The sequence below is a fragment of the Micromonospora sp. NPDC049089 genome (assembly GCF_040648775.1).
Classification (GTDB): domain Bacteria; phylum Actinomycetota; class Actinomycetes; order Mycobacteriales; family Micromonosporaceae; genus Micromonospora.
Map to the genome: position 1 here is coordinate 28,542 of NZ_JBEZEH010000002.1, position 24,767 is coordinate 53,308.

Genomic DNA, 24,767 nt, shown 5'->3' on the forward strand with positions numbered 1-24,767 from the left:
ATCGCGGGAGGGGGCCTTCGTCGTCAGGCGCCGAGGCGGGCTGAAGAACCGTTTTCGGTACGACGAAGGGGCGGCCCGCCGAAGCGGACCGCCCCTGTCGGTACGGCGTTACGTCAGATCCGGCCACCGGTGGCGGCGTGGAAGACGTGGCTGCGACCGGCAACCGGCTTGACGAACACGGTGTCACCCATGTTCGGCATGTTGCGCCGGTCGGTGCGGACGACGAAGCGCTCCGAGTTGCCACCCAGAGCGGCGTGGCCGTAGACGTTGGCGTCCGAGCCGAGGTCCTCGACCAGCTCGACAACCACCGGCATGCCGCCCTCGGTCGGGCTGACCAGCTCGCAGTCCTCCGGACGGAAGCCCACGGTGACCTTGCCGTCGCCACCCTCGGCGCGGGCCGCCTCGACCTGCTCGCGGGTGAGCGGGATCTGCAGCTCGGCGAACTCGGCGCCCCGCTCGTTCAGCGGAACGGTCTTGATGTTCATGGCGGGCGAGCCCATGAAGCCGGCGACGAACACGTTGGCCGGGGTGTCGTAGAGCGCCCGCGGGGTGTCCACCTGCTGGAGAACACCGTCGAGCAGCACCGCGACCCGGTGACCCATGGTCATGGCCTCGACCTGGTCGTGCGTGACGTAGACAGTGGTGACGCCCAGCTTGGCCTGCAGGGACGCGATCTGGGTACGGGTCTGCACGCGGAGCTTGGCGTCGAGGTTCGACAGCGGCTCGTCCATGAGGAAGACCTGCGGCTCGCGGACGATCGCCCGGCCCATCGCGACACGCTGACGCTGACCACCGGAGAGCGCCTTCGGCTTACGGCTGAGGTACTCCTCCAGCTGGAGCAGCCCGGCCGCCTCCTTGACCCGCCGGTCGATCTCCGACTTGGAGGTCTTGCGAAGCTTGAGGGCGAACGCCATGTTCTCGTACACCGTCATGTGCGGGTAGAGGGCGTAGTTCTGGAAGACCATCGCGATGTCGCGGGCCTTCGGGGGAAGGTGAGTGACGTCACGCTGGTCGATGTAGATCGAACCGGCGTCCACGTCCTCCAGGCCGGCGAGCATCCGCAGGCTGGTGGACTTACCGCAACCGGAGGGGCCGACCAGGACGAGGAACTCCCCGTCGCCGATCTCAAGGTCCAGCTCGTTGACGGCGGGACGCTCTTGGCCCGGGTAGACCCGGGATGCCTTGGAATAGGTGACCGTAGCCATGGTGAAGCGCTTCCTTTCACCGGCAGGAACGTGCCGGACGATCCGAGTGAAGGAGCAACCGGCACGTGTCCGTGCCGGTCATCGGACGGCGCTCGGTCGCGGGGGCGCCCGGTCGTCGTCCGTGTGTGAACCGTAAACGCGTTTCCCCGTGCTGCCAAGGTGGGGGGTCGCCCAGCCCACCAGTCGGGCTACGCATTCCGGTCACTCGGGCACGGTCAGACATCAATCGACGCCGTGGCAAACGAGTCTGCGTCGGGTTGTTGACGATTCCCGTGCTCGGGAGGCCTCGCGATCGGGATTACCGGAGATCAGTCGCTATGCTGACCTCGACGCGCGCGCCCCTGTAGCTCAGCTGGCCAGAGCACTCGCCTTGTAAGCGAGATGTCGCCGGTTCGATCCCGGCCGGGGGCTCCAATTACATCAGACCTTTCCGATCGGCGCTGCTGTGCCTCTGCCGGTTGCCCCCAGAGGGGCAACCGGACCTCGACCAAGTTCGCTATCGTGCCTCCGGCCCGCCATCAGGCGGCGGTCAACGGGGGAATCACAATGAGACAGGGCACCACTCTGCTTGTGCTGGCTCTGACCAGTGGTCTGTTCTTTGCTGCCGGCTGCACTCCGACGACTGAGCCCACGTCCACCGACGAACCGGTTCAGGCCACCGCCACCGCCACCGCCACGGCCGCGCCGTCCCCGACGCCCGACGTCCGCGCTGAGCTGGTCGCGGCATTGCAGCGGTCGCATGGGGCTGCCCACCGGTACGCAGTGCGCGGCAACCTGCCCGAAGGGCAGAACGTCAACGGCACGGGTGCCTTCGACCCGAAGAAGCGCCGTTTCCAGACCACGGTCTCGGTCACCGGCGGGAAGTACCCGTCGGCGGGGAGCCGGATCGTGATTGGCAACGACAGTTACGTGCGGCCGTCCGACGAGAAGGACTGGGTGCACGTCGATCTGAAGCGAGTGAAGCGCGACGACCCCTTCCTCCGCTTCGACTGGGTCGACCCGACCGGCCTGAAGGCGTTCACCTCGTCGATCGCCTCGGTGGACCGCGTCGACCCGCACACCTACACGGGCCGTTTCGACCCCACCGGCAAGGACGCCACATCGTTCCTCCCCGTGGGTGCACCGAGCATCGTCTCGATCGGCATACGTCTGTCGCCGTTCACGATCACCACCAACGACAAGGGTTGGGTCACCTCGATCAAGGTGGAGCTGAGCCCCAGCGAAGGCCCGAAACTGACGCTGACCACCACCATGAAAGATCACGGAAGGTCCTTGAAGATCAACGCGCCGGCACGCGCTGGTGAGGCCGCCGACTTCTACTACCGCAAGTGACAGCTCGGCCGTACTGGTCCGATCGGACGACGCGGTGCCCGGCGGTAACCTGGGGCCGGAGCAGCGCGGAGCGGGTCGGGGGCAGATGAGTCGGGCGGTGGAGGAGTCGAACCGGGCGATGCTGCGCGCCCGGGACGCGATGGACCGGGCGTACGCCGAGCCTCTGGACATCCCCGCGTTGGCCCGGATCGCGCACGTCTCGCAGGCGCACTTCATCCGTACCTTCCGGGCCACCTTCGGTGAGACCCCGCACCGCTACCTGCAACGCCGCCGGGTGGAGCGGGCGATGTCGTTGCTGAGGGAGACCGACCGGGACGTCACGGACATCTGTTACGCCGTCGGCTTTGGCAGCCTGGGCACGTTCAGCCGGACATTCCGGCAGATCGTCGGGGAGTCGCCCTCGGATTTCCGGCGTCAGCGCGTCGCGCCGGCCAACGTGCCGTCGTGCTTCACCAAAGCCTGGACCCGACCAAGCAGTTTTGGATAAGCAGCAGGTCAGAGGCTGCGTCTAGCGTCATGGGCATGACGATGAACGCGATCAGCCGCTCCCAGATCTACGTCCTCGACCAGGACGCCGCGCTTGACTTCTACGTCAACAAGCTCGGCATGGAGGTCAACACCGACCAGGACCTCGGCTTCATGCGCTGGCTCACTGTCAACCTGCCCGGCGACCCGGAGCGCGAGATCCTGTTGGAGAAGCCCGGCCCGCCCGCGCTGGACCCGGCCACCGCCGAGCAGGTCCGGGAGCTGCTCACCAAGGGTGCCCTCGGCGGGTACCTCTTCATGACCACTGACGACGCCCGCAAGACGCACGAGGATCTTGTGGCGAAGGGCGTCGAGATCACGGACGAGCCGACCGAGCGCCCGTACGGGATCGACTTCGGCATCCGGGACCCGTTCGGCAACCGGATCCGCATCGGCCAGATGTTCCCCCGGGCGTAGCGGGCGTGCGATCAGCCGGGCCGCGGCGCTAGGACCGGGAGGTACGGGGTCGCACTCGTACCTCCCGGTGTGTTGAGGTGGGGATCATGGTGACCCGACTGCTGTACCTGACCCGACACGCCGAGCAGGATCTCTCCGAGCCGAGTGGGCCGGACGCCGGCGAACCGGATACCGGCCTGTCGGAGCGCGGCCGGCGGCAGGCCACCCTGCTGGGCGAACGCCTGGGGGCCCGGCGGTTCGCCGCCGTCCACCACGGGCCGCTGCGCCGGGCCGCGCAGACCGCCGAGCTGGTCGCCAAGTCGCTGCCCGACGTTCCGGTGTACGAGACGGAGTTGGCCGGCGACCACCTCCCACACGACACGGACCCGGCTGGGCTGCCGCCCGCGTACGCCGAGTTCCTGACGCAGTTCTCGGCGGCTGAGCGGGCCGACGGGCCGCGAGTGACGGCGGACGCGGTGCGACGGTTCGCCGGCCCGGTCGCCGAGGGTCCCGCCGGCGGCGAACCGGTCCGCGAGCTGGTCGTGACGCACAGTTTCCTGATCGCCTGGCTGGTGCGGCACGCCCTCGACGCGCCGGAGTGGCGCTGGCTGGGCTTGAACGCGCACAACGCGGGGCTGACCGTCATCCGGTACAGCGCGGCCGGCCCGCCGAATCTGATCGCCGTCAACGACGTGGCCCACCTGCCGCCGGAGCTGCGGGGCACCGGCCTGCCCCCGGACTATCTGACGTAGGACGCGGTGGTCCGCAGCAGCAGCTTGACCACCGCCTGGGTGGCAGGCGGTGGCGGCCCGTCGGTCGGGCAGTCGACGTACGCGGTGTCGTTGCTGGCCACGGTGAGGCGGTAGTTCATCACGTCCGCGCAGTTGGTCGCGGTGGTGGGTCGCTGCGCCTCGCTGACGAGCCGGGGGTCGGCGGTCAGGCCCGCGAGGGTGGCCTGATCGGCAGGTGAGAGCCGGCCGTTGCGCCGACTGCCGGCCCGGTCCGTCACGGTCCACCTACCGTCCGGCTCGACCGCGATGGAGTCACCGCGCCCGGCGAAGCCGCCGGAGATTCGCAACGTCACTCGGGGGGCCGCAGCGCTGGCCCCGGCGCTTGCCGTGGGGGCGGCGGTCGGGGGCGGAGCGCCGGTGGTCGGAGTGGACAGGTTCGTGCCGGGGCTGGTCGGCGGCTGGTCAGGGATGCTCCCGGCCCGGTCAGCGCTGGTGCAGCCGGTCAGGAGCGCGCCCAGTAGGGCGAACGTGACGCCGGCTGTCGAGGCGGGTCTCATGTCCGTCGGACGTGCTGGGGCAGGTACTGGTTCCCTCGTCAAGCCACTCATCCGAACGGTCAATCTAGATGCCTGACATCGGTTCAGGCCTTCTCTTTTCTTCTACACATAGCTATATGTACATGCGTGACTACCTCCGTCACATCCTTCTCCTCTCAGGAGCGCACGTGAAAAGAGCTCTTGCCGCCGTCAGCGCAGTGCTGCTCACCAGCGGCCTGCTGACCTGCGTCGTCACCCCGGCGCACGCGGCCCCGCCCACCTCTCCCGCGCCGGACGCCTCCGCCGCGGCCCGAGCGGCAACCGTCCTACGAGCGAACCCCGGCGCCGTCCAGGGTTCGAGCGCCGAGTCCTACCAGGTGCGCAGCACCAAGGTGGACCCCAGCGGCGCGGCCCACACCCGCTACACCAGGACCTACCAGGGCCTGCGGGTGTACGGCGGTGACTTCGTCATCCACACCGCGCCGAACGGCACGTACGCCGGCAGTTCGGTCGGGTTGGCCGCGCCGCTGACCCTCGCCACCTCGGCCAGGACCACCGCGGCGGCCGCGAAGAAGGCCGCCAGCGCCCGGTTCGCCGGTAAGGCCGAGGCGGTGGGCACGCCGGAACTGTTCGTGGACGCCAGTTCCGGGCAGGGTCGACTGGCCTGGGAGACCGTGGTCAGCGGTTGGCAGCCCGACGGACAGACCCCGTCCCGGCTGCACGTGATCAGCGACGCCACCACCGGCGCGACAGTCGGGTCGTACGACGAGATCGAGTCGGTCACCGGCAGCGGCCAGGGCATCTACACCGGCGCGGTCAGCATCGACACGACGCTCTCCGGCAGCACGTACCAGATGATCGACCCGGTGCGCGGCAACGGCCGCACCTGTGACATGAACAACGGCACGTCGAGCTGCACCACCTTCACCGACGCCGACAACGCCTGGGGCACCGGAGCCACCTCCAGTCGGCAGTCCGCCGCGGTGGACGCGCACTTCGGCGCCGCCAAGACGTTCGACTACTTCAAGAACACGCACGGCCGTAACGGCATCTTCGGCAACGGCAGCGGCGTGCCGAGCCGGGTGCACTACGGCAACAACTACGTCAACGCCTTCTGGGACGGCGCCCAGATGACCTACGGTGACGGCTCGGGCAACTCCCGCCCCCTGGTCTCGCTGGACGTGGCTGGGCACGAGATGAGCCACGGTGTCACCGAGGCGCTGGCCGGCCTGGTCTACTCCGGCGAATCCGGCGGCCTCAACGAGGCCACCAGCGACATCTTCGGCAACATGGTGGAGTTCTACGCCGCCGCGCCGAGCGACCCGGGCGACTACCAGGTCGGTGAGAAGATCAACATCAACAACAACGGCACGCCGCTGCGCTACATGTACAACCCGTCGCTGGACGGCTCGTCCGACAGTTGCTGGTCCACCAGCACCAAGAACAAGGACGTGCACTACTCCTCCGGCGTGGCCAACCACTTCTTCTTCAACCTGGCCGAGGGCACCGGCGCTACCTCGTACGGCACCTCCCCGGTCTGCGGTTCCGCCCCCGCGGTGACCGGCATCGGCCGGGCCAAGGCCGAGAAGATCTGGTACCGGGCGCTTGACGTCTACTTCACCTCCAACACGTCGTACGTCAGCACCAGCAACCCGGCGAACACCGCCCGCGCCTACAGCCTGCGGGCGGCCACCGACCTGTATGGCAGCTGCTCCACCGAGTACAAGGCCGTGCAGGCAGCCTGGACCGCGGTGAACGTGGCCGGCAGCGACTCCGCCTGCTCGACCGGCAACGACTTCTCGGTGTCGCTCTCGCCGACCGCCGGTTCGGTCAACCCGGGCAGCTCCGCCGCCACCACCGTGTCGACCGCCACCACGAGTGGCTCGGCGCAGACGGTGACGTTCTCCGCGTCCGGCCTGCCCAGCGGGGCGAGCGCCGCGTTCAGCCCCGCCTCCGTGACCTCCGGCGGCTCGTCCACCCTCACCATCAGCACCTCGGCGAGCACCCCGGCCGGCACCTACTCGATCACCGTGAACGGAGCGGGCGCGGTCACCCGCAGCGCCACCTACACGTTGACCGTGAACGGCACCGGTGGCGGCTGCACCGCGCCGGGTCAGAAGCTGGCCAACCCGGGCTTCGAATCCGGGGCCACCGGCTGGTCGGCCAGCTCCGGGGTGATCACCAGCTCCAGCAGCCAGGCAGCCCGCACCGGGTCGTGGAAGGCGTGGCTGAACGGGTACGGCAGCACCCGTACCGAGACGCTCGCCCAGTCGGTGAGCCTGCCGGCCGGCTGCGCGTCGTACGCCCTCAGCTTCTGGTTGCACATCGACTCCGCCGAGACCACCAGCAGCGTCGCCTACGACAAGCTCACCGTGCAGGTGCTCAACTCGAGCGGAACCGTTCTGGCCACCCTGGCGACCTACTCGAACCTGAACAAGGCCACCGGCTACAGCCAGAAGTCCTTCTCGCTGGCGTCGTACGCCGGTCAGACCGTCAGCCTGAAGTTCACGGGCGTGGAGGACTCCTCGCTCCAGACGTCGTTCGTGGTCGACGACACCGCGATCAACGTCTCCTGACCTGACGGCTCACGCGCGGGCCCGACGGCCACCCCTCACGGTGGTCGTCGGGCTCGCGTCGTTATGGTCGCGGCAGCGGGGCGACGACGCTGGCGGGCAGATCGGTGGCGCCGCACAGGTGACGCCGGGAAGGGGCCGATGTGTCGGACGCGGAGTTGACAGTCGAGGTGACCGGGCCGGTCGCCACCGTGGTGATGCACAACCCGGCCCGGCGCAACGCCATGACCGCGGCCATGTGGCGTCAGCTCCCCGAACTGCTCGACCGGCTGGAGCCCGACCCGGCCGTACGGTCGTTGGTGCTCACCGGTGCCGGCGACGCCTTCTGCGCGGGCGCGGACCTCGGTGACCTGGCCGAGTTGCTGGACGCCGGTGACGCCAGCATCGCGGTCGCCGCCGAGGAACGGCTGGCCCGGTTCGCCAAGCCGACGATCGCGGCCATCCGGGGTGCCTGCGTCGGCGGTGGGGCACAACTCGCGGTTGCCTGCGATCTGCGGATCGCCGCCGACGACGCCCGTTTCGGCGTACCGCCGGCCCGGCTCGGGCTTGTCTATCCGGCGCCGACGACACGCCGGCTGGCCCGGCTCGTTGGCCCGTCCGCCGCCAAGCACCTGCTGTTCACCGCCGAGCTGATCGACGCCGAGCGCGCCCTGCGGATCGGCCTGGTCGACGAACTGCTACCGGTCGACCGGCTCGCCGCACGGGTGGACGAGCTGACCGCGACGATCGCCATGCGGTCCCCGCTGAGCATCGCCGCCGCCAAGGAGATCATCGACGATCGCGCCGAGCCCGCGCGGATCGCCTGGTGGCACCGAAAGGTGACGACGACCGGCGAGGCCCGGGAAGGGGTCGCGGCGGTGACCGAGCGGCGTACGCCCCGCTTCGCCTGGCAGCCACCGACCGACGCCTGAGTCGGCAGGGTTTCCGCCGCCGCCGTCGATGGGTAGATCCCGCTCCACGCGGTGATCGGGGGACCACTATGGACGAGACGGCGACGAATCCGGACCGGAACGACCGGCGACTTCGTCTGATTCTTGGTTTCGTGCTGCTGCCCGCAGTGGTCGGCGCGCTCGCGGTCGGTGTCGCGATGGGTGGCCAGAACACCGGCATCTTCGATGGTGACCCGCCGGGCTGGGCCAGCAACCTGGGACTCGCCCTGGTGATCCTCGGAGTCATCGTCGAGGTGGCCGCAGCCGTCTGGGTCGTACGCACCGGCCGCTACCGATCGGCACGACACTCGCCCCTGGTCGGGCTCAGTTGGTCGCGCCGTCGTCGGCTGGATCGGCAGGTTCGACGCGACGCACCGGAGGCCGATGAAGACCCGGGTCTGCTCGTGGAAACCGCCAAACAGTTCGTCAATCAACGGTACTTTGCGGTGCTGTGTGCCGGTCTGCTGATGACTAGCGTCGGTCAGGTCTTCGTGGGGTTCGCGCCGTTCCACGCGATGATCGGCGGGTTGCTGCTGGTGCTCTGGGTGGTGCTGATCGTGTCGATCGTCCGCAACGCCCGTCGGGGCGAGGCGTTCCTGCGCGCCCACCCGGATCTGCGCGGACGGTAGCCGCAACCTGCTCCCACCCATCGCAACATCTCGATCCCGGGTATCCGCGACCCAGGTCGGTACGGCAGGCTGTCCGTCGTGCAGCGTGATCAGTTGCTTGCGGGCCGCTACCGGCTCCTCGAGCGCCTCGGCAGTGGCGGCATGTCGGCGGTGCATCGGGCGTACGACGAGGTGCTCGAACGGGACGTGGCGGTGAAGGTGCTGGTCGCCTCGGACACCGACGCCCGGCAGCGGATCCGGGGCGAGGCCAAGGCCGCGGCTCGGCTGTCGCACCCGCACGTCACCAGCGTCTACGACTACGGCGAGTCGGTGGTGGACGGTGCCGAGGTCCCGTTCGTGGTGATGGAGTTGCTCGGCGGTCCCACAGTGGAGCGCCGGCTGGTGGTCGGGCCGTTGCCCCCGCGCGCCGGTCTGCGGGTGTGTGCCGAGGTGGCTTCGGCGCTCGCCGCAGCGCACGACCAGGGGCTGGTGCACCGCGACATCAAGCCGGCCAACGTGATGCTCACGCCGACCGGTGCGAAGGTGCTCGACTTCGGGATCGCGGCAGCCGTCGGCGCGCCGGAGATCGACTTCGAGGGGCGGCTGATGGGCACGCCGGCGTACCTGGCGCCGGAGCGGTTGCAGGCTGGCGAGGTGCGGCCGGCCAGCGACGTGTACGCCCTCGGCCTGCTGCTGTACCGGGTGCTCACCGGCCGGTTGCCGTGGCCCGCCGAGGCGCAGACCCGGATGGTCCGTTCGCACACGCCCGTCGAACCGGACCCGCTGCCCGCGATCGACGGCGTGCCGCCCGAGGTGCACCGGCTCTACCGCTGGTGCCTGGCCGCCGACCCCGCCGATCGGCCACCGGCCACCGACGCGGCCCGCATACTGCTCGCCGCCGCCAGCGGGGCCGCCCCCGAGGCGGCTGCCGTCGCCGCCCAACCGGCGGCCGACGTAACCAAGCAGACCGGCCCTACCAGCACCGAGCAGACCAGCACCGAGCAGACCAGCACCGAGCAGACCAGCACCGAACAGAACGACACCGAGCAGGCCGGCACTGAGCAGACCAGCCCCGAGCTGGCCGGCACGGAGCAGACCGGCACCGGGCCGACCAGAGCCAGGCCCGAGGGTGCCCGAACGACGGGTGACTCGGCGGTGCGGACGAGGCGCGGGCCGTGGCGTCGGGGGCGAGCCATTCTGACGGTCGGCGGGGCTGTGATCGCCGCCGTGGCGCTCGCCGGGCCGCTCGGTGACTTCAGCAATCGACAGGGACAGAGCGCCGCGCCGACCAGCAGCGGCCCCGGCACCACCACGGTGGGGATGCCCCGCACCGAGGACCCGACCGACGTGGCCGATGCCGGACCGGTCGTCGTACCGACGACCAGGAGGAGCTCGCCCGCCACCCGGACCAGCTCTCCGGCCGGTCCGGGCGTGACAGCGGTCCCGGGCCCGACGACCACCACCGCCGGACCGCCCCCGACCTCGGCCGCGCCGACCCCGACACCTGGCGTCGGCGTACCGGTCGACGCGCTCGGCGGGACGGTCACCGCTCGCTGCGTGGGAAAGTCGGTCGAGGTGCTCAGCGTGGTGCTCGCACCCGGTTTCCGGGCCGAGGGGTACGACCCGGGGCCGGCACAGCAGATCGTGGTCGAGCTGACCTCCCCGGAGCACCGCAGCGAGATCAGGGTTCAGTGCCCCAGCGGCCAGTTGAGGCCGAAGGTCAAGGAACGCGCCGCCTGATCGGGGGCCGGCGGGTGCCGCGCCCGGGTCGTACCCGGGACGCGGCCCCCCGTTCCCGCCGGCCGGTCCGTCACCGCCCGGCCAACGCCGCCCAGCCCGGGTTCACCGGCTCCCGGCGCAGCGGCATGCCCGCCTCCGCCGGCGTCCGGTCCCCCTTGCGCTGGTTGCAGGCGTAGCAGGCGGCGGTGGTGTTCCGCCAGGTGTTCCGGCCGCCGCGCGAGCGGGGCAGGATGTGGTCGATGGTGGAGGCCGGGCCGCCGCAGTACGCGCAGCACCTGTCGTCGCGGCGCAGCACACCGGCCCGCGACCAGGCCGGCCCGGAGCTGAACCTCCACCGGGTGACGACGAAGCGGACCAGCCGCACCACCCGGGGCATCGGGAAGACCCCGATCACCCGGTCGGGCTCGGCCTCGTGGATCTCGGCCACCCGACGGCAGAGCATGCGGACGGCGTGTTGGACGGTGACCCGGTGCAGCGGGCCGAGATCGGCGTTGATGACGAGGACGGCATCCACCGGGACTCCTTTCCGAATGGTGACGGACAGCAGGAAGCCGCCCGGTCCGGTTGTCGGACGGGGCGGCTCAGCGCGTCAGGACACGCGTCAGTCGGGCCGGCCCGCCCGGGGACCTTCCGCTCGGCAACCGTCACCGGGCAGCGTCGACAGCACGATGCTGATGTGCCACATCGTCATGAGCTGCTCCCGCGGTGGTGGTTGACCTTGCGCGCTCACGGTAGGTCGACCCGGGAGACACGGGCAACGTATTTCGATCGGCCGGCCCCGTCGGGACGCCGCTGGCGGCGGGTGCGGGGAACCGCTTTGGCCGAGACCTGGGCGGTGGTCAGCGGTCGGTTCAGCCGCAGTGCCATCCGTGCGGTGAGTTCGCTGTCCAGCAGCGGCCGGTTGACCTCACCGGCGACGGACAGCGCGGGCCCGGAGACCGACCGCCAGATCGCCGCCAGCCCGGCGCCGAGGCCCACCAGGGCCACTGTGGCCCGGGTGGTCGGTGAGCCGGCGGCCGCGGCGGCACTCACCCCGACGACCGCGAAGAGCACGAGCAGCAGGGGTACGAGCACCGGCCAGAAGATGCCTCGGGCCGCCTGCGCCACCAGTCGCCGGTCTCGAATGATCAGGTTCCGGGCGATCACCGCGTAGTCCTCCTCGTCGAGCAGGTCGCGCGGGTGCAGGCCGCCGGTGAGCACGTCGCGCCAGAGGTCGCCCTGGCCGCGCAGCGCCCGGCTGAGGGTGGCGGGCGTCGGCTCGGTCGGATCCCCGTGACCGGCGCGGTCGACAGCGCTCGCCCAGGCGGCCAGTGAGCGGCGCACCACAGCGGCCGAGTACGGCGGCAGCACGCTGGCCAACTCGTCCAGCCACCGGCTGATCTGGACCTGCCGGCCGCCGAACTGCCGCAGCAACTGCGTGACGTCGCCGGCTCGGACGGTGTCGGCCACTGACCGGCCCAGTCGGTAGGCCAGCCCGACCCGGTGGTTGGCGGCCATCGCCCAGCGCAGCACCTCAACGTTGAGGTCGTCGAGGGCGAGCAGCAGCGGCACCGGGTCGGCGGGGTCGGGCTGGCCCAGGTCGGGGAGCAGGGCGCGGGCGGCCGACGTGTCGGGTACCGGCCCGGTGTGCCGGGTGAGGTCGGCGATCTGGGCCAGGGCGACGTCCACCCCGTCGAGGTACATCCGCATCCGACGGTGGGCGGACATCTCGGTGAGGTTGGAGAGTTTGGCCGGCGGTACGGCCGGGCGGGCCTCGACGAAGGCGCTGGGCTCCGCGTGCTGCCCGTGGTGGTAGGCGTCCGCCATCCACCAGCCCAGCCGGAGCGCGGTGACGATGCAGGCGCGCTCGTCGCGGATCAGCGGGTACGCGTCGTCGCGGCCGATCTCGTCCGTCGACGAGCCGTTCTCCGCGCCGGCGCGGTGCAGTGGTGACATCTCCCGCTGCCCTCCCGCCCGGCCGATCGACGGTTGATCATTCGAGCGTACGGCAGCGTACCGTGGCTTATGTCATGTTTTGTCGATTTGGCTTCGTGCGGCCGGCCAGCAGACCACGCGGTCGGATCGAGAGCACCGGCTCGGCCGCGCCACCCTCGGCGCGCAGGATGTGGTTCGCGGCGATGATCCCGGTCGCGGCCGAGCGTTCCATCAACGCGCTCGGGAAGTCCGTGGCGATGCCGTCACCCGCCAGGTAGAGGCCGGTCGCGTCGGTGCGTACCCCCGGTCGCCAGGCGTGGCTGCCCGGCGTGAAAGCCGGCGCCTGCGCCTCCACCCGGGCCCGCAGCTCGCGGACCCGCAGGTCGCCGGCCTCCGGCCAGAGCGCGACCAGCTCGCGGCGCATCCGCTCGGCCAGCTCCTCGGCCGGCACGCCGGGCTCGCAGGCGTACGCGTGCAGCTCGACGACGGAGCCGCCGGTCTGCTGCGCCCAGCGCCGCGACTCGTTCTCCAGCCGGTGGTAGAGCGTCACCGAGTCCAGAGTGGGCTGCCGGGACACGCCGCTGAACACCGCCCGTTCGGCGGACACGTCCCCGTCACACCAGTACCGCGCCACCGCGTACGGCGGGCCGGGGGTGCCGAAGGCCGGCATCCGTGCCGCCAGCTCGGGTGCCTGCTCGGCCAGGTCCGGAGAGGCCGCCACCAGCGCGGCGAGCGCAGGCGGGTCGACGGCGAGCACGACGTGACCCGCCGGATGGCTGCCGCCGTCGGTGGTCGTCACCCGCCACCCCTCGGCGTCGCGGTGCACCCCGGTGGCGGCGCAGCCGGTGAGGACCCGGCCGCCGTGCTTCTCCACGTGCCGGGTCAGCGGCTCCCAGATCGCCGTGGCGTAGTCCTCGTCGGGGCAGTCGAAGGCCAGCCCCTCCGGGTTGCCGAGCAGATAGAAGTGGAACTGGGCGACCATCTCGGCGGCCGACATCTCCGCCTCATGGTTGAAGAACGAGTGCGAGAAGACCTCGAACAGCATCGCCCGAGCCCGGTCCGGCAGCCGCAGCGACGCCAGCAACTCGTCGGCTGTGGTGTCGTCCAGGTCCGCGTAGGTGCGCACCGGGTCATAGCTGAGCAGCGGCAGCGCCGCGTCCCGGTCCATCAGTCGCAGGTCGGCCAGGCGCAGGCTGGGGCTGCGCAGCAGCAGCGCCAGCAGGTTCGCCGGTGGCGCGGGCGGCAACCTGCCGAACTCCTCGGTCGGCCACTGCTCGCTGAGAATCGGGTAGCCCGGAATCGGCTTGAGGAAACCCAGGTCATTGTCGATCCGGCGGAGGATGGACCGCCAGTTGTAGTACTGCCGGAAGAACGCGTGGAAGCCGTGCTCGTTCTGCTGGCTGCCGTCGGCGAGCGCCTCCGGCCAGGCACCCAGCCGACCACCGAGGGTGGGTGCCGCCTCCAGCACCGTGACCGCCACACCCCGCTCGGCCAACACCACCGCCGCCGACATCCCGGCGATGCCGCCACCCACCACCAGCGCCGTGGTCGGTCGCGGCACCCGGTCGGCGCCACCGCCGCCCGGGTCCACCTGGTGCTGCCGTACGCCGATCAGCCGACCTACCACTTGCGACAGCGCCATGGGCCCAGTCTGCCCCACCTCGGCTCAGTCGGCTGGCAAGCAACGGCGGGGACGGTCGGAGGTCGGCCAGACGTACTCCAGGTTCTCCGGCACGTCGTCGCCGAACAGTGGGCGGTAGTGCGCCGGGTCCTTGCGCAGCAGCGACGAGCGGTGACTGAGGTGCAGGTCGTCGCGGCCCAGCCACGGCGGCAGCTCACCCGCCCGGGCCAGCTCGTCCTGGGTGCGTACGACGCCCGCCCCGCAGGCGTCGGCGAGGTCGACGGTCATGGTGGTGGCGCAGGTGTCGGCCCGCCCCGGTTCGGTCCAGACCGCGCACATGTCCAGCCCGTAGCGGACGAGCGCCTCCTCGTACCCGGCCCACATCTTCACGGCCGGGTGGTTGCGCCAGCCGTACCCGAGTCGGGTGAGCCCGCGCAGCACCTGGATGGCCTCCACCCGCTGCTTGCCGAGCCGCTTCTGGTCCAGCGTGCGGGCGCTGGCCAGGAAGCCCGGGTACGGGAGGAACGTCTGCATGCCGCTGCTCTACCCGTCGCCGGGGCGGACATACCTGGCCGCGGAATGATCCGGACGGGGTCGCCCAGGGTGGCAGTGCTGATTACGATCCGGGCATGGCGGAGCCGTGGCGGGACCGGGCGCGACGGGCGGTCGAGTGGAACTGGCGACTGCGGTCCGTCGGTGATCCGCGCCCGCACTACGTGATCTGTGGCAGGGACGCGCTCGCCTACTACGTGGCCCGGGCGATGCTCGAATCCGAGCTGCCGGTCGGTGGGGCCCGGGTGACAGTCGTGGTGCCGGAGCGTTACCGCAGCAACGGGCCGGACGTGGCCGGGCTGCGCGGGGTCCGGGTGGTCCGCTCGGACCGGCTGGACGTGGCCACCTTCGAGGCCGCCGGTCTGGCCGGCGCGACCGGGCTGGCCCTGTTGCACCAGGACGACGTGGGCAACCTGCACGCCGCGCTCTGCGCCCAGGCCGTCGACCAGCGGGTCCGCCAGGTGCTGCGGATGTTCAACGGCACCCTCGCCGACGGCGTGCGCAAGCTGCTCAAGGCCCCGGTCGAGGTGCTCTCCGACGCCGAGATGGCCGCGCCGGCCTTCGTGGCCGCCGCGCTCAACGAGGTCGACCCGAGTTCCTTCCAACATCGGGACAAGACGCTGCGGGTGGCGCGTCGGGCCGACGTCCGACCGCAGGACGTGGTCTGCGCGTTGGCGCACCTCAGCGAGGCGCGGGGGGTGGAGCTGCTGCCGGCCGAGCAGGCCGGCGCGGACCTGGTGCTCGCCGAGGCGACCGGTCAGCCGCCGGGCACGGAGGTCGCCGCCCGTCGGCTGGTCCGGGCCCGCCGCCGGCGTCGCCCGGTCACTGTGGTGCTGGGAGCGGTACGCGGCTTCGCCACCCGCAAGATCGGCATCGCGGTGATGCTGGTGCTCGCGGTGATCGCTGTGCTCGGGGCCCTGATCTCCCGCGCCGAGGACGTGTCGCCGTTGGAGGCGCTGTACCTGACGCTGGTCACCACGCTCAGCGGGGCCGACCCGGACACTGCCAAGGCGGCGGACGCGCAGATCATGCAGGTGGTGCTCAACCTGGCCGGGTTGGCGCTGATCCCACTGATCACCGCCGTCGTGGTGGACGGCATCGTCAACGCCCGACTGGCCCTGCACACCGGCCGCCTGCAACCCTCGCGGGTCGGGCACGTGGTGGTGATCGGTCTGGGCAACGTCGGCACCCGGGTGATGGCGCAGCTACGCGAGTACGACGTCGAAGTGGTGGCGATCGACAAGGATCCGGAGCCGCGCGGCGCCGCCCTGGCCCGCCAACTGGAGGTGCCGCTGATCGTCGGCGACGCCGCGTTGCCGGAGACACTCGCCTCCGCCTCGGTGGCCGACTGTCAGGCGCTGGTGGTGGCGTCCACCGACGACGTGGCCAACCTGGAGGCGGCCCTCGCCGCCCGCGACCTCCGCGCCGACCTGCGCGTGGTGCTGCGGCTCTTCGACGGTGACTTCGCCGAACGGGTGGAGGAGACCTTCGCACTCGGGGTGTCCCGCTCGGTCTCCTACCTGGCCGCCCCGGCCTTCATCGGGGCGCTCACCGAACGCGCCGTGATCCGCACCATCCCGGTCGACCGGCACGCGCTCCCGGTCGCCGAGGTGCCGGTCGCCGCCGGCTCCGAGCTGGACGGTCGACCGCTGGACGCGGTCAACCGGGACGGGCAGGTCCGGTTGATCGCCCGCACCCCGGCCGGCGGCGCCAGGACCATCTGGTGGAAGGACCTCGACCCCCGCCAGGTGATCTTCGCCGGCGACCGGCTGACCGTCGTCGCCCGGCGGCGCGGGCTGGACTGGCTGACGCGCCAGTGCGCCCCGCCGGCCCACCCGGAGCCGGTCACCCGACCGGCCGGGTCGGTCCACGGCGGAGCGCACACCCCGGCGGCGGCGTCTCCCCCCGTGCCGGGGCAGACGGGCCCGGGGGGTGGCGCGGCACATCCCGTCCCTCCGGGTGGAGATGCGCCCTCGACGACCAACGGTGTTCAACCTGACGAACGTGAGCTGACCCGCCGGCATGACGGGCCCGGCGAGGTGAGCTGACAGCACCCGACGCAGCAGGAACCGGGCGGCACTGAGCGACAATCCATGGCATGCGTTTCCGCATCCTGGGTCCGACCCAGGTCGTGCTGGCCGACGGGCGAGAGGTCCCCGTGGGCGGGCCTCGGCTGCGTGCCCTGCTGGCGCTGCTTCTGCTCAACGCGGGACGGGTCGTCTCCGCCGACCGACTGATCGACGGCCTGTACGGCGAGCACCCGCCCCGAGGTGCGGCCAACGCGCTCCAGTCCCAGGTGTCGCGACTGCGTCAGGCACTGCCCGCCGGGCACGACCCGGTTGAGTTCCACCCGGCCGGTTACCGCCTGGCGGTGGATCCCGACGACGTCGACGCGTACCGCTTTGAACGGCTCGCCGAGGAGGGACGCCGCGCGCTCGTCGACGGCGACTGGCCCCGCGCGGCGGCGGCGTTGCGTGAGGCGCTGGAGCTGTGGCGTGGTCCCGCCCTGGCCGATGCCATCGGCGCAGCCGGCGCGCCCGCTCAAGCGGCCCGGCTGGAGGAACTGCGGCTGGCCGCCATCGAAAATCGGGTCGAGGCGGATCTGGCGCTGGGCGCACAGAGCGCCCTGATCGCGGAGCTGCGGGAAGTGGTCGTCGCGCATCCGCTGCGGGAGCGGCTACGTGGCCAGCTCATGCGCGCCCTGGCGGCGCTGGGCCGGCCGGCCGAGGCGCTGGCCGAGTTCGAGGATGCCCGGCACACGTTGGCCGAGCAGCTCGGCGTCGACCCGTCGGCGGATTTGGCCGCGGTCCACCTGGCGGTGCTGCGTGGGGCGGAACGCGGGTCGGCCGAACCGGTGCTGCCGAGTCAACTCACCACCTTCGTCGGGCGCGAGGAGGAGCTCAAGCGCGTCGGCGACCTGCTCGGAGAGCGGCGGCTGGTCACCCTCACCGGCCCCGGGGGCGCGGGCAAGACGCGCCTGGCGATCGAGGCCGCTGGCCGGGTCGACGGGGAGGTCCGTTTCGTCGAGTTGGCCGGGCTGGCTGACGGTTCGGACGTTCCGCAGGCGGTGCTGAGTGCGCTCGGCCTACGCGACGCGGGCCTGCGTGCCCCGGCCGAGCCGGGCTGGCAGACCACCGACCGGTTGGTCGAGGCGCTGGCCGAGCGGCGGCTGCTGCTGGTCCTCGACAACTGCGAGCACGTCCTCGTCGACGCGGCCCAGCTGGCGGCCCGGTTGCTGAGCGCGTGCCCGGCGTTGCGCGTCCTGGCCACCAGTCGGGAGCCGCTGGGGTTGGCCGGTGAGGCGCTGTGCCCGCTGTCCGGGCTCAGCCTGCCACCGCTCGGCGCGTCCGTGCTGGACGCCGACGACTACGCGGCGGTCGGCCTCTTCGCCCAACGGGCCGCCGACGTCGCGCCCGACTTCACCGTCACGCCGGCCAACGTCGAGATGGTGCTGCGGATCTGCCGCAGCCTGGACGGCCTGCCGCTGGCGATCGAGTTGGCCGCAGCGCGGCTGCGGGCGTTGCCCGTCGCCGAGGTGGCCGCCCGTCTCGACGACCGGTTCCGGCTGTTGTCGACGGGCAACCGGGCCGCGTCGCCGCGACACCGCACCCTGCGGGCCGTGGTCGAGTGGAGTTGGGATCTGCTCGACGACGCCGAACGGCACGTGGCCCGACGGCTGACCGTCTTCGCCGGTGGGGCCACGCTGGAGGCGGCCGAGCGGGTCTGTGGCCTGCCCACCGCCGAGTTCGTCGACGCGCTCACCGGTCTGGTCGACAAGTCCTTCGTGGAGATGACGGGTGGCCGGTACCGGATGCTCGAAACGGTGCGGGCCTTCTGTGCGGAGCGTCTCGCCGAGGCCGGCGAGGCCGACCAACTGCGTCGCGCGCACACCGCGTACTTCCTGGAGTTCGCCTGGACCGCCAGCGACCACCTCCGCTGCGCGGAGCAACTGCACTGGCTGCGACGCCTCGACGCGGAGCGGGACAACCTGCACGCGGCGTTGCGTCGGGCCACCGCGGCCGGTGACGCGTCCGACGCGGCTGGAATGGTCGCGGCCCTGTCGTTCTACTGGTGGCTGCGCGGCATGCGCGGGGAAGGGGCGCGGCTCGCCGCGGACGTCCTCGAACTGCTCGGCACCGAGGCGCCGCCGGGGCTGGGCGAGGAGTTCGCCCTCTGCGTCTACAACGCCTCGCTCGCTGGCTCCGGGTCTCTGCCGTCGCTCGGGACGCAGCGGTCCGTGATCCGCAGCCTCGACCGGCCGCCGCGACAGCCCTTCCTGCTGTACCTGTCGGGGATCTCGACGGGACCGCCCTCCGGCGGTGCCGAGGATGTCGACGAGCTGATGGGGGAGCTGCGACGGCTGGTCGGCCCGGACCCGTGGATCAACGCGCTCGGCGCGATGGGCAGCGGCTCGGCGCTGATGTGGAGCGACCAACGGGACCGCGCCCGGGCCGCGCTGGCCACAGCGCTCGACGGCTTCCGCGGCACCGGGGACCGGTGGGGCACCATGATCACGCTCGGTGCGCTCGGCGAACTGGCCGCCTGGCAGGGCGATCCGGAGACCGCGGGCGCCCACATGGATGAGGCCATGGGACTGGTCAAGGCGCTCGGGTCGGCCGTCGACCAGGCCGACATGCTGCGTACCCGGGGCGAGATAAGGCTGCGCGCCGGTGACCTCGCGGGGGCGCACGAGGACTTCGCCGGTGCGCTGCTCCTCGCGCAGCGCAGCGGTGCGCCCGAGTTCGTGGCCAGCGCCCGGCTCGGCCTCGCCCAGGTGGCCCGGGTGCGCGGGGACCTGGTTGCCGCGAGGCGGTTCTGCGAGGAGGCGCTGACCGGCGGGCTCACCGGCTGGTACGTCGGCGAGGCAGCCCGTGCGGAGATCGTTCTCGTCCTGAAGGAGATCACCGAGGCGGAGAAGGCCGGTGCGCCGCTGTCAGCGGGCGGTGCGTGACCCGTCAGCGTCGGGCCGCACCGTGGGGGCATGACGACATTCGAGGTGGTCGCCGAGGGTCTGGGCAAGCGGTACGGCCCGACCAGGGCGCTCGACACGTTCGACCTGACAGTGCCGCCCGGCACGGTCCACGGACTGCTGGGACCGAACGGCGCGGGCAAGACGACTGCCGTACGGATCCTCACCACCCTGCTGCGCTTCGACACGGGAAGGGCCACGGTGGCCGGGTACGACGTGCTGCGCCATCCGGACGAAGTGCGCGCCCGGATCGGGCTGACCGGGCAGTACGCCGCGGTCGACGAGATCCTCAGCGGCCGGCAGAACCTGGAGCTGTTCGGCCGGCTGTTCCGGCTCGGCCGACGGGAGGCCCGCCGACGCGCCGATGAACTGCTGGAGCGGTTCGGGCTGGACGAGGCGGCGAGCCGGTCCGCCGGTGAGTACTCGGGTGGGATGCGTCGCCGGTTGGACCTCGCCGCCAGTCTGATCCGTACGCCGCGGGTGTTGTTCCTGGACGAGCCGACGACCGGCCTGGACCCGCGCAGCCGCAACCAGGTGTGGGACCTGGTCCGAGGTCTCGTGGCGGACGGGACCACGGTCGTGCTCACCACGCAGTACCTGGAGGAGGCCGATCAGCTCGCCGACCGGATCTCGGTGATCGACGCCGGCCGGGTGGTGGCCGAGGGATCACCGGACCAACTGAAGGCGATGACCGGCGGCGACCGGATCGAGGTGGTGGTCCGCGACGCGGCCGAGCTGAGCAAGGCGGTCCGCCTCGTCGCGCGGATCTGCGGCGCGGAGCCCGAACTCGACCCGGAGGTTCGACGGCTCAGCGTGCCGGTGGTCGATCGCGTCGCCGGCCTGGTCGACGTGGTTCGCGCGCTGGACGACGCCGGGATCGCTGTCGAGGACATCGGCCTGCGGCGCGCGACGTTGGACGAGGCATTCCTGCACCTGACCGGGCACCGGCCGGATGAGGCCCGCGAGCCGGTCGGGGCCGGACGAACTGTGGAGATGGCATGACCACGGCGATCGTCGACGGTTGGACGATGATCAGGCGGAACATGACCCACGTGGTTCGCGCGCCGGAGGAGCTGATCCTCTACTTCTCGCTGCCGATCATGTTCGTGCTGGTCTTCGGGTACGTGTTCGGCAGCGGCATGCAGGTGCCGGGTGGCGGCGACTACCGCGAGTTCCTGCTGCCCGGGGTCTTCGTGATGACGATGCTCTACGGGTTGGGGGCCACAGCGACCGGCGTGGCGCTGGACCTCAGCCGGGGTGTGGTCGACCGGTTCCGGTCGATGCCGATGGCACGGTCCGCCCTGATGACCGGTCGCAGCGCGGCCGACCTGCTGCGCGCCCTGCTGGAGATGTCCACCCTCCTGGTGTGTGGCCTGCTCGTCGGATGGCAGTGGCGCGAGGGTGTGGGCAGGGCGTTGCTCGCCGTCGGGCTCCTCCTGCTGCTGCGAGTCGCCATCACCTGGATGGGGATCTACCTGGCGCTTCTGGTCCGCAACCCGGACACCGTCGGCGTCATCGTCTTTCCGGCGGCGTTTCCGCTGACCGCGATCTCCAACGTCTTCGTGTCACCCGAGCTGATGCCGTCGGTCATCGGGACGATCTCGGAGTGGAATCCGTTGTCGGCCACCGTCGCGGCGATCCGCGAACTGTTCGGCAACCCGGGCCTGGGTGGTGACTCCTGGCCGGCGGAGCACGCGATGCTGTTGGCGGTGCTGTGGCCGGTGCTGCTGATCGCGACGTTCGCCCCGCTGGCCGTGCGCCGCTACCAACGGTTGAGCCGCTGACTCCGACCGTCTGCCCGGGTCAGCGGCGGACCCGCAGGGCGTGGAAGGCGGCACCCACGGCGAGCACACCGAAGCCGGCGATCACGCTGCTCAGCGGCAGGTTGACAGCGAGCAGCAGGCACCCGACCAGCCCGAGAACGGCGAGCACCCGGACCGGCAACCGCCGGTCCGGGTCCCGCCCCAGGGTGAGCGCAGACGCGTTGGTGATCGCGTAGTAGACCAGCACCGTGCAGCTGGAGAAGCCGATCGCGTCGCGTACGTCACCGAGCAGCACCACCACGATCACCACGGCGGCCACCGCCAGTTCGGCGCGGTGCGGCACCTGGTGCACCGGGTGCACCGCGGCCAGCGCACCGGGCAGATCACGGCGGCGGGCCATGGCGAGGGTGGTCCGACCGACCCCGGCGACCAGTGACAGCAGCACCCCGACGACCGCGATGGTGGCACCGGCGCGGACCACCCACGCCAGGCCGGGCAGCCCGGCGGCGGTCACCACGTCGACCAGGGGCGCGGCGGATCCGGCCAGCCGGTCGGCGCCGAGCACGCCGAGGGTGACCGCCGCCAGCACCAGGTAGATCACGAGCACCACCCCGAGCGCCAGCGGCACCGCGCGCGGAATGGTCCGTTGCGGGTCGCGGACCTCCTCGCCCAGCGTGGCGATCCGGGCGTACCCGGCGAAGGCGAAGAACAGCAACCCGGCGGCGGTGAGCACGCCCCGCGCCGAGCCGCCGGGCTCGCCGAGCCGGCCCAGATGCACCGGCCCACCGACCAGGCCGACGACGGTGACCACTGCCAGCACCGCCAGCACCAGCGCCACCAACGCCCTGGTCACGGTGGCGGTCTTGCCGATGCCGCGAAGGTTCACAGCGGTCACCGCGAGCACCGCGCCGACGGCTACCAATCGGGCCTGGCCCGGCCAGAGGTACGCCCCGACGGTCAACGCCATCGCCGCGCAGCTCGCCGTCTTGCCGACCACGAAGCCCCAACCGGCCAGGAACCCGGCGAACGGCCCGAGACGCTCCCGGCCGTAGACGTAGGTGCCGCCGGACTCCGGGTACTGGGCCGCCAGCCGCGCCGAACTGGTCGCGTTGCAGAAGGCCACGAAGCCGGCCAGCGCCAGCGCGGGCAGCAGGCCGGCACCGCCGGCCGCCGCCACCGCCGGGCCGAAGACCACGAAGACGCCCGCGCCCAGCATCGAGCCCAACCCGATGACAACCGCATCGGGTACGCCCAGCCGCCGCGCCAGTTGATCCATGAATCAGAACCTAGGGGTACGAGGTGAACGGCCGGTCCCACGCGCGTAACCGGCCGGGGAGCGGCAGATCGTCCCAGGGCACCCGGTGCAGCAGCCGGTCCAGGAGCAGGCCCAGCAGCAGCCCGGCGACCGAATCGGTCAGCCAGTGCCAGCCGAGGTAGGTGGTGGTGGTGAGGACGACCAGCGGCGGTACGACGCGGATCACGGTGACGAGCCGGCTCGGGAGTTGCCGGCCGAAAGTGCGGGCCAGTGGGGCGAGCAGCAGCGCGATGACCCCGTACCAGACGATCGCGTTGGCGACGTGGCCCGACGGGTAGGACTGGGCGAACCGCACCGGCAGGTCGTCGTGGAACAGCGGCAGGGTCTGCTCGGGTGTCAGGAACGGCTCCTTGACGCTGGCGCTCGGTGCCGCCCGCGCGGTCCAGACCTTCAGCGGACCGATCGTGAAGGTGGTGATCACGAACCCGACCACCGGCAGCAGGATCGGCCGCACCGAACGCAGCCGGACGGCCAGCAGCACGCCCAGCCCGACGCCGATCAGGGTCAGCGGGGTGCCCTGGCCGAGGAAGTTCAGCACCCGGGCGATCCAGTACGCGGCGGTCGGCCGGTGCCCGTCGGCCCAGTCGGCGACCGCCCGGTCCAATCCGAAGAGCTGGTCGGCGGCGAGCGCCACCGTCAACCCGACCAGACCGACCAGCAGGAGCGCGTCGAACCACCAGCCGGCCGGGCGAACGGGCCGTAGCCGCAGGTCACGTCGTACCGCTGTGGGTTTGAGCACGCGACCACGCTACCGGCCCGGCGCGAGGCCGGGGTGTGCGGCGCTGTGGGCCCAACCACGATCAGAGGCGGATGAGGGGGACGACCAGTCATGCTTGTGCCCGTGCGGATCACGTCTGCTCTCGTGGACCCGGCGCTGCTCGACCTGCCCTGGTCGACACCGCTGGAGGAGTGGCCTGCCCAGCACCTGGTTGCGCTGCCGCAGGGCATCTCCCGGCACATCGTCCGTTTCGTCCGGTTGGGCGACTACGTGTACGCGTTCAAGGAAACCCGCGAGCGGATCGCCGAGCGGGAGTACGACCTGCTCCGGGCCCTGGAGCGGATCGACTTCCCCTCCGTCGAGGCGGTCGCGGTCGTCGCCGACCGGCAGACCGAGGACGGGGAGCCGCTCGAATCGGTGCTGATCACCCGGCACCTGCAGTTCTCGCTGCCGTACCGGGCGCTCTTCTCGCACACCCTCCGCCCGGAGACGATGAGCCGGCTGCTCGACGCGCTCGCCGCCCTGATCGTGCGGATGCACCTGACCGGCTTCTTCTGGGGCGACTGCTCGCTGTCGAACACGCTGTTCCGGCGGGACGCGGGGGCCTTCGCCGCCTACCTGGTGGACGCGGAGACAGGCGCCCTGCACAACGCGCTCTCCAACGGTCAGCGCGGTGAGGACCTGGAGATCGCCCGGGTGAACATCTTCGGTGAGGCGCTGGACCTGCAGGCCGCTGGCCTGCTGCACGAGTCCATCGACCCGGAGGTGGTGTGCGAGGAGGTCGTGCAGCGCTACGAGCGGCTCTGGCACGAGATCACCTATGAGCAGGCGATCGAGCGGGAGGCCCGGCGCGACATCGAGGGCCGGATCCGCCGCCTCAACGAGCTGGGCTTCGACGTCGCCGAGGTGGCCATGTCGACCATCGACGGTGGGCGTTTCCTGGTTCGGCCGAAGGTCGTCGATGCCGGCTACCACACCCGGCGGCTGCTTCGGCTGACCGGGCTGGACGCCGAGGAGAACCAGGCCCGCAAGCTGCTCAACGACCTGGACGCCTACCGTGCCGAGAGCGACCTGATCGACGAGCAGCAGGCGGCCCACCGCTGGCTCACCGAGGTCTTCGAGCCGGTGGTCCGGGCCGTTCCCGCGCACCTGCGTCGGAAGCTGGAGCCGCAGGAACTGTTCGCCCAGATCATCGAGCACAAGTGGCTGCTCTCCGAGCAGGCCGGCCGGGACGTCGGGATGCGCCACGCGGTCCAGTCGTACCTGTCCGATGTGCTGGTGCACCGCCCCGACGAGCAGGCCGTCCTCGGCGTCGACGTCCCCAGCCTCAGCTAGGGCAC

At 71.5% G+C, this 24,767-nt stretch carries 21 protein-coding genes and 1 tRNA gene; 14 read left to right on the plus strand and 8 right to left on the minus strand.

What is annotated here, in order from left to right; genetic code table 11:
* Nucleotides 1-113: 113 nt before the first annotated feature.
* The gene (gene ugpC / locus AB0B48_RS00715) at nucleotides 114-1,205 is read right to left on the minus strand and encodes a sn-glycerol-3-phosphate ABC transporter ATP-binding protein UgpC (protein ID WP_091403085.1); all 1,092 of its coding nucleotides are present in this window, start codon (nucleotides 1,203-1,205) and stop codon (nucleotides 114-116) included.
* 337 nt (nucleotides 1,206-1,542) lie between these two features.
* On the opposite strand from ugpC, the gene AB0B48_RS00720 reads away from it, so the two are divergent.
* From AB0B48_RS00720 to AB0B48_RS00740, 5 genes are all read left to right on the plus strand, one after another.
* Nucleotides 1,543-1,619 (plus strand) — tRNA-Thr (locus AB0B48_RS00720).
* A gap of 348 nt (nucleotides 1,620-1,967) precedes the next feature.
* Nucleotides 1,968-2,537 (plus strand): hypothetical protein, encoded by a 570-nt coding sequence (locus AB0B48_RS00725; RefSeq protein ID WP_357193878.1) that lies wholly within the window; start codon nucleotides 1,968-1,970, stop codon nucleotides 2,535-2,537.
* Between the two features lie 85 nt (nucleotides 2,538-2,622).
* Complete coding sequence (locus AB0B48_RS00730) at nucleotides 2,623-3,024, plus strand: AraC family transcriptional regulator (protein WP_357194067.1); 402 nt, start codon at nucleotides 2,623-2,625, stop codon at nucleotides 3,022-3,024.
* Nucleotides 3,025-3,059: 35 nt separating this feature from the next.
* Nucleotides 3,060-3,479, plus strand: coding sequence for a VOC family protein (locus AB0B48_RS00735; RefSeq protein ID WP_088952055.1), 420 nt, complete (start codon nucleotides 3,060-3,062; stop codon nucleotides 3,477-3,479).
* Between the two features lie 86 nt (nucleotides 3,480-3,565).
* Nucleotides 3,566-4,210 carry a histidine phosphatase family protein gene (locus AB0B48_RS00740; RefSeq protein WP_357193881.1) on the plus strand — a complete coding sequence of 215 codons (645 nt, stop codon included), beginning with the start codon at nucleotides 3,566-3,568 and terminating at the stop codon, nucleotides 4,208-4,210.
* Here AB0B48_RS00740 and AB0B48_RS00745 read toward each other — a convergent pair.
* Nucleotides 4,198-4,746, minus strand: coding sequence for a hypothetical protein (locus AB0B48_RS00745; protein WP_357193884.1), 549 nt, complete (start codon nucleotides 4,744-4,746; stop codon nucleotides 4,198-4,200). The genes AB0B48_RS00740 and AB0B48_RS00745 overlap by 13 nt on opposite strands.
* Nucleotides 4,747-4,913: 167 nt before the next feature.
* Here AB0B48_RS00745 and AB0B48_RS00750 point away from each other — a divergent pair, with 167 nt between their 5' ends.
* From AB0B48_RS00750 to AB0B48_RS00765, 4 genes are all read left to right on the plus strand, one after another.
* On the plus strand, nucleotides 4,914-7,301 hold the full coding sequence (locus tag AB0B48_RS00750; RefSeq protein ID WP_357193887.1) for a M4 family metallopeptidase: 2,388 nt from the start codon (nucleotides 4,914-4,916) through the stop codon (nucleotides 7,299-7,301).
* Nucleotides 7,302-7,441: 140 nt separating this feature from the next.
* Nucleotides 7,442-8,209: an enoyl-CoA hydratase/isomerase family protein gene (locus AB0B48_RS00755; RefSeq protein ID WP_357193890.1), complete on the plus strand. Its 768-nt coding sequence runs from the start codon at nucleotides 7,442-7,444 to the stop codon at nucleotides 8,207-8,209.
* 68 nt (nucleotides 8,210-8,277) lie between these two features.
* On the plus strand, nucleotides 8,278-8,856 hold the full coding sequence (locus AB0B48_RS00760) for a hypothetical protein (protein ID WP_357193893.1): 579 nt from the start codon (nucleotides 8,278-8,280) through the stop codon (nucleotides 8,854-8,856).
* A 78-nt stretch (nucleotides 8,857-8,934) separates the two neighbouring features.
* Nucleotides 8,935-10,575 (plus strand): protein kinase, encoded by a 1,641-nt coding sequence (locus AB0B48_RS00765; protein ID WP_357193897.1) that lies wholly within the window; start codon nucleotides 8,935-8,937, stop codon nucleotides 10,573-10,575.
* A 70-nt stretch (nucleotides 10,576-10,645) separates the two neighbouring features.
* Here the strand turns inward: AB0B48_RS00765 and AB0B48_RS00770 are convergent, their stop codons facing one another.
* The 4 genes from AB0B48_RS00770 to AB0B48_RS00785 all read right to left on the minus strand — a co-directional run bounded on the left by AB0B48_RS00770 (nucleotide 10,646) and on the right by AB0B48_RS00785 (nucleotide 14,644).
* Complete coding sequence (locus AB0B48_RS00770) at nucleotides 10,646-11,089, minus strand: HNH endonuclease (RefSeq protein WP_357193900.1); 444 nt, start codon at nucleotides 11,087-11,089, stop codon at nucleotides 10,646-10,648.
* A 212-nt stretch (nucleotides 11,090-11,301) separates the two neighbouring features.
* Nucleotides 11,302-12,510 (minus strand): hypothetical protein, encoded by a 1,209-nt coding sequence (locus AB0B48_RS00775; RefSeq protein ID WP_357193903.1) that lies wholly within the window; start codon nucleotides 12,508-12,510, stop codon nucleotides 11,302-11,304.
* A 67-nt stretch (nucleotides 12,511-12,577) separates the two neighbouring features.
* On the minus strand, nucleotides 12,578-14,131 hold the full coding sequence (locus AB0B48_RS00780; protein ID WP_357193906.1) for an FAD-dependent oxidoreductase: 1,554 nt from the start codon (nucleotides 14,129-14,131) through the stop codon (nucleotides 12,578-12,580).
* A gap of 24 nt (nucleotides 14,132-14,155) precedes the next feature.
* A complete protein-coding gene (locus tag AB0B48_RS00785; RefSeq protein ID WP_357193909.1) occupies nucleotides 14,156-14,644 on the minus strand; it encodes an MSMEG_6728 family protein in 489 nt (162 codons plus the stop codon).
* Nucleotides 14,645-14,739: 95 nt separating this feature from the next.
* Here AB0B48_RS00785 and AB0B48_RS00790 point away from each other — a divergent pair, with 95 nt between their 5' ends.
* Genes AB0B48_RS00790 through AB0B48_RS00805 form a run of 4 tightly spaced genes read left to right on the plus strand, consistent with a single transcriptional unit; the run spans nucleotide 14,740 to nucleotide 21,415 of the window.
* Nucleotides 14,740-16,710: an NAD-binding protein gene (locus AB0B48_RS00790; RefSeq protein WP_357193912.1), complete on the plus strand. Its 1,971-nt coding sequence runs from the start codon at nucleotides 14,740-14,742 to the stop codon at nucleotides 16,708-16,710.
* 50 nt (nucleotides 16,711-16,760) lie between these two features.
* Complete coding sequence (locus AB0B48_RS00795; protein ID WP_357193914.1) at nucleotides 16,761-19,613, plus strand: BTAD domain-containing putative transcriptional regulator; 2,853 nt, start codon at nucleotides 16,761-16,763, stop codon at nucleotides 19,611-19,613.
* A gap of 30 nt (nucleotides 19,614-19,643) precedes the next feature.
* Entirely contained in the window at nucleotides 19,644-20,633 is a 990-nt protein-coding gene (locus tag AB0B48_RS00800) for an ATP-binding cassette domain-containing protein (protein WP_357193917.1), read from the plus strand.
* Nucleotides 20,630-21,415: an ABC transporter permease gene (locus AB0B48_RS00805; RefSeq protein ID WP_357193920.1), complete on the plus strand. Its 786-nt coding sequence runs from the start codon at nucleotides 20,630-20,632 to the stop codon at nucleotides 21,413-21,415. Before AB0B48_RS00800 ends, AB0B48_RS00805 begins: the two co-directional genes overlap by 4 nt.
* 19 nt (nucleotides 21,416-21,434) lie before the next feature.
* Here the strand turns inward: AB0B48_RS00805 and AB0B48_RS00810 are convergent, their stop codons facing one another.
* Both AB0B48_RS00810 and AB0B48_RS00815 read right to left on the minus strand, forming a co-directional pair.
* Nucleotides 21,435-22,670, minus strand: coding sequence for an APC family permease (locus AB0B48_RS00810; RefSeq protein WP_357193923.1), 1,236 nt, complete (start codon nucleotides 22,668-22,670; stop codon nucleotides 21,435-21,437).
* A gap of 10 nt (nucleotides 22,671-22,680) precedes the next feature.
* Entirely contained in the window at nucleotides 22,681-23,418 is a 738-nt protein-coding gene (locus AB0B48_RS00815) for a phosphatase PAP2 family protein (protein WP_357194070.1), read from the minus strand.
* 120 nt (nucleotides 23,419-23,538) lie between these two features.
* On the opposite strand from AB0B48_RS00815, the gene AB0B48_RS00820 reads away from it, so the two are divergent.
* Complete coding sequence (locus AB0B48_RS00820; RefSeq protein WP_357193926.1) at nucleotides 23,539-24,762, plus strand: DUF4032 domain-containing protein; 1,224 nt, start codon at nucleotides 23,539-23,541, stop codon at nucleotides 24,760-24,762.
* Nucleotides 24,763-24,767 lie beyond the last annotated feature (5 nt).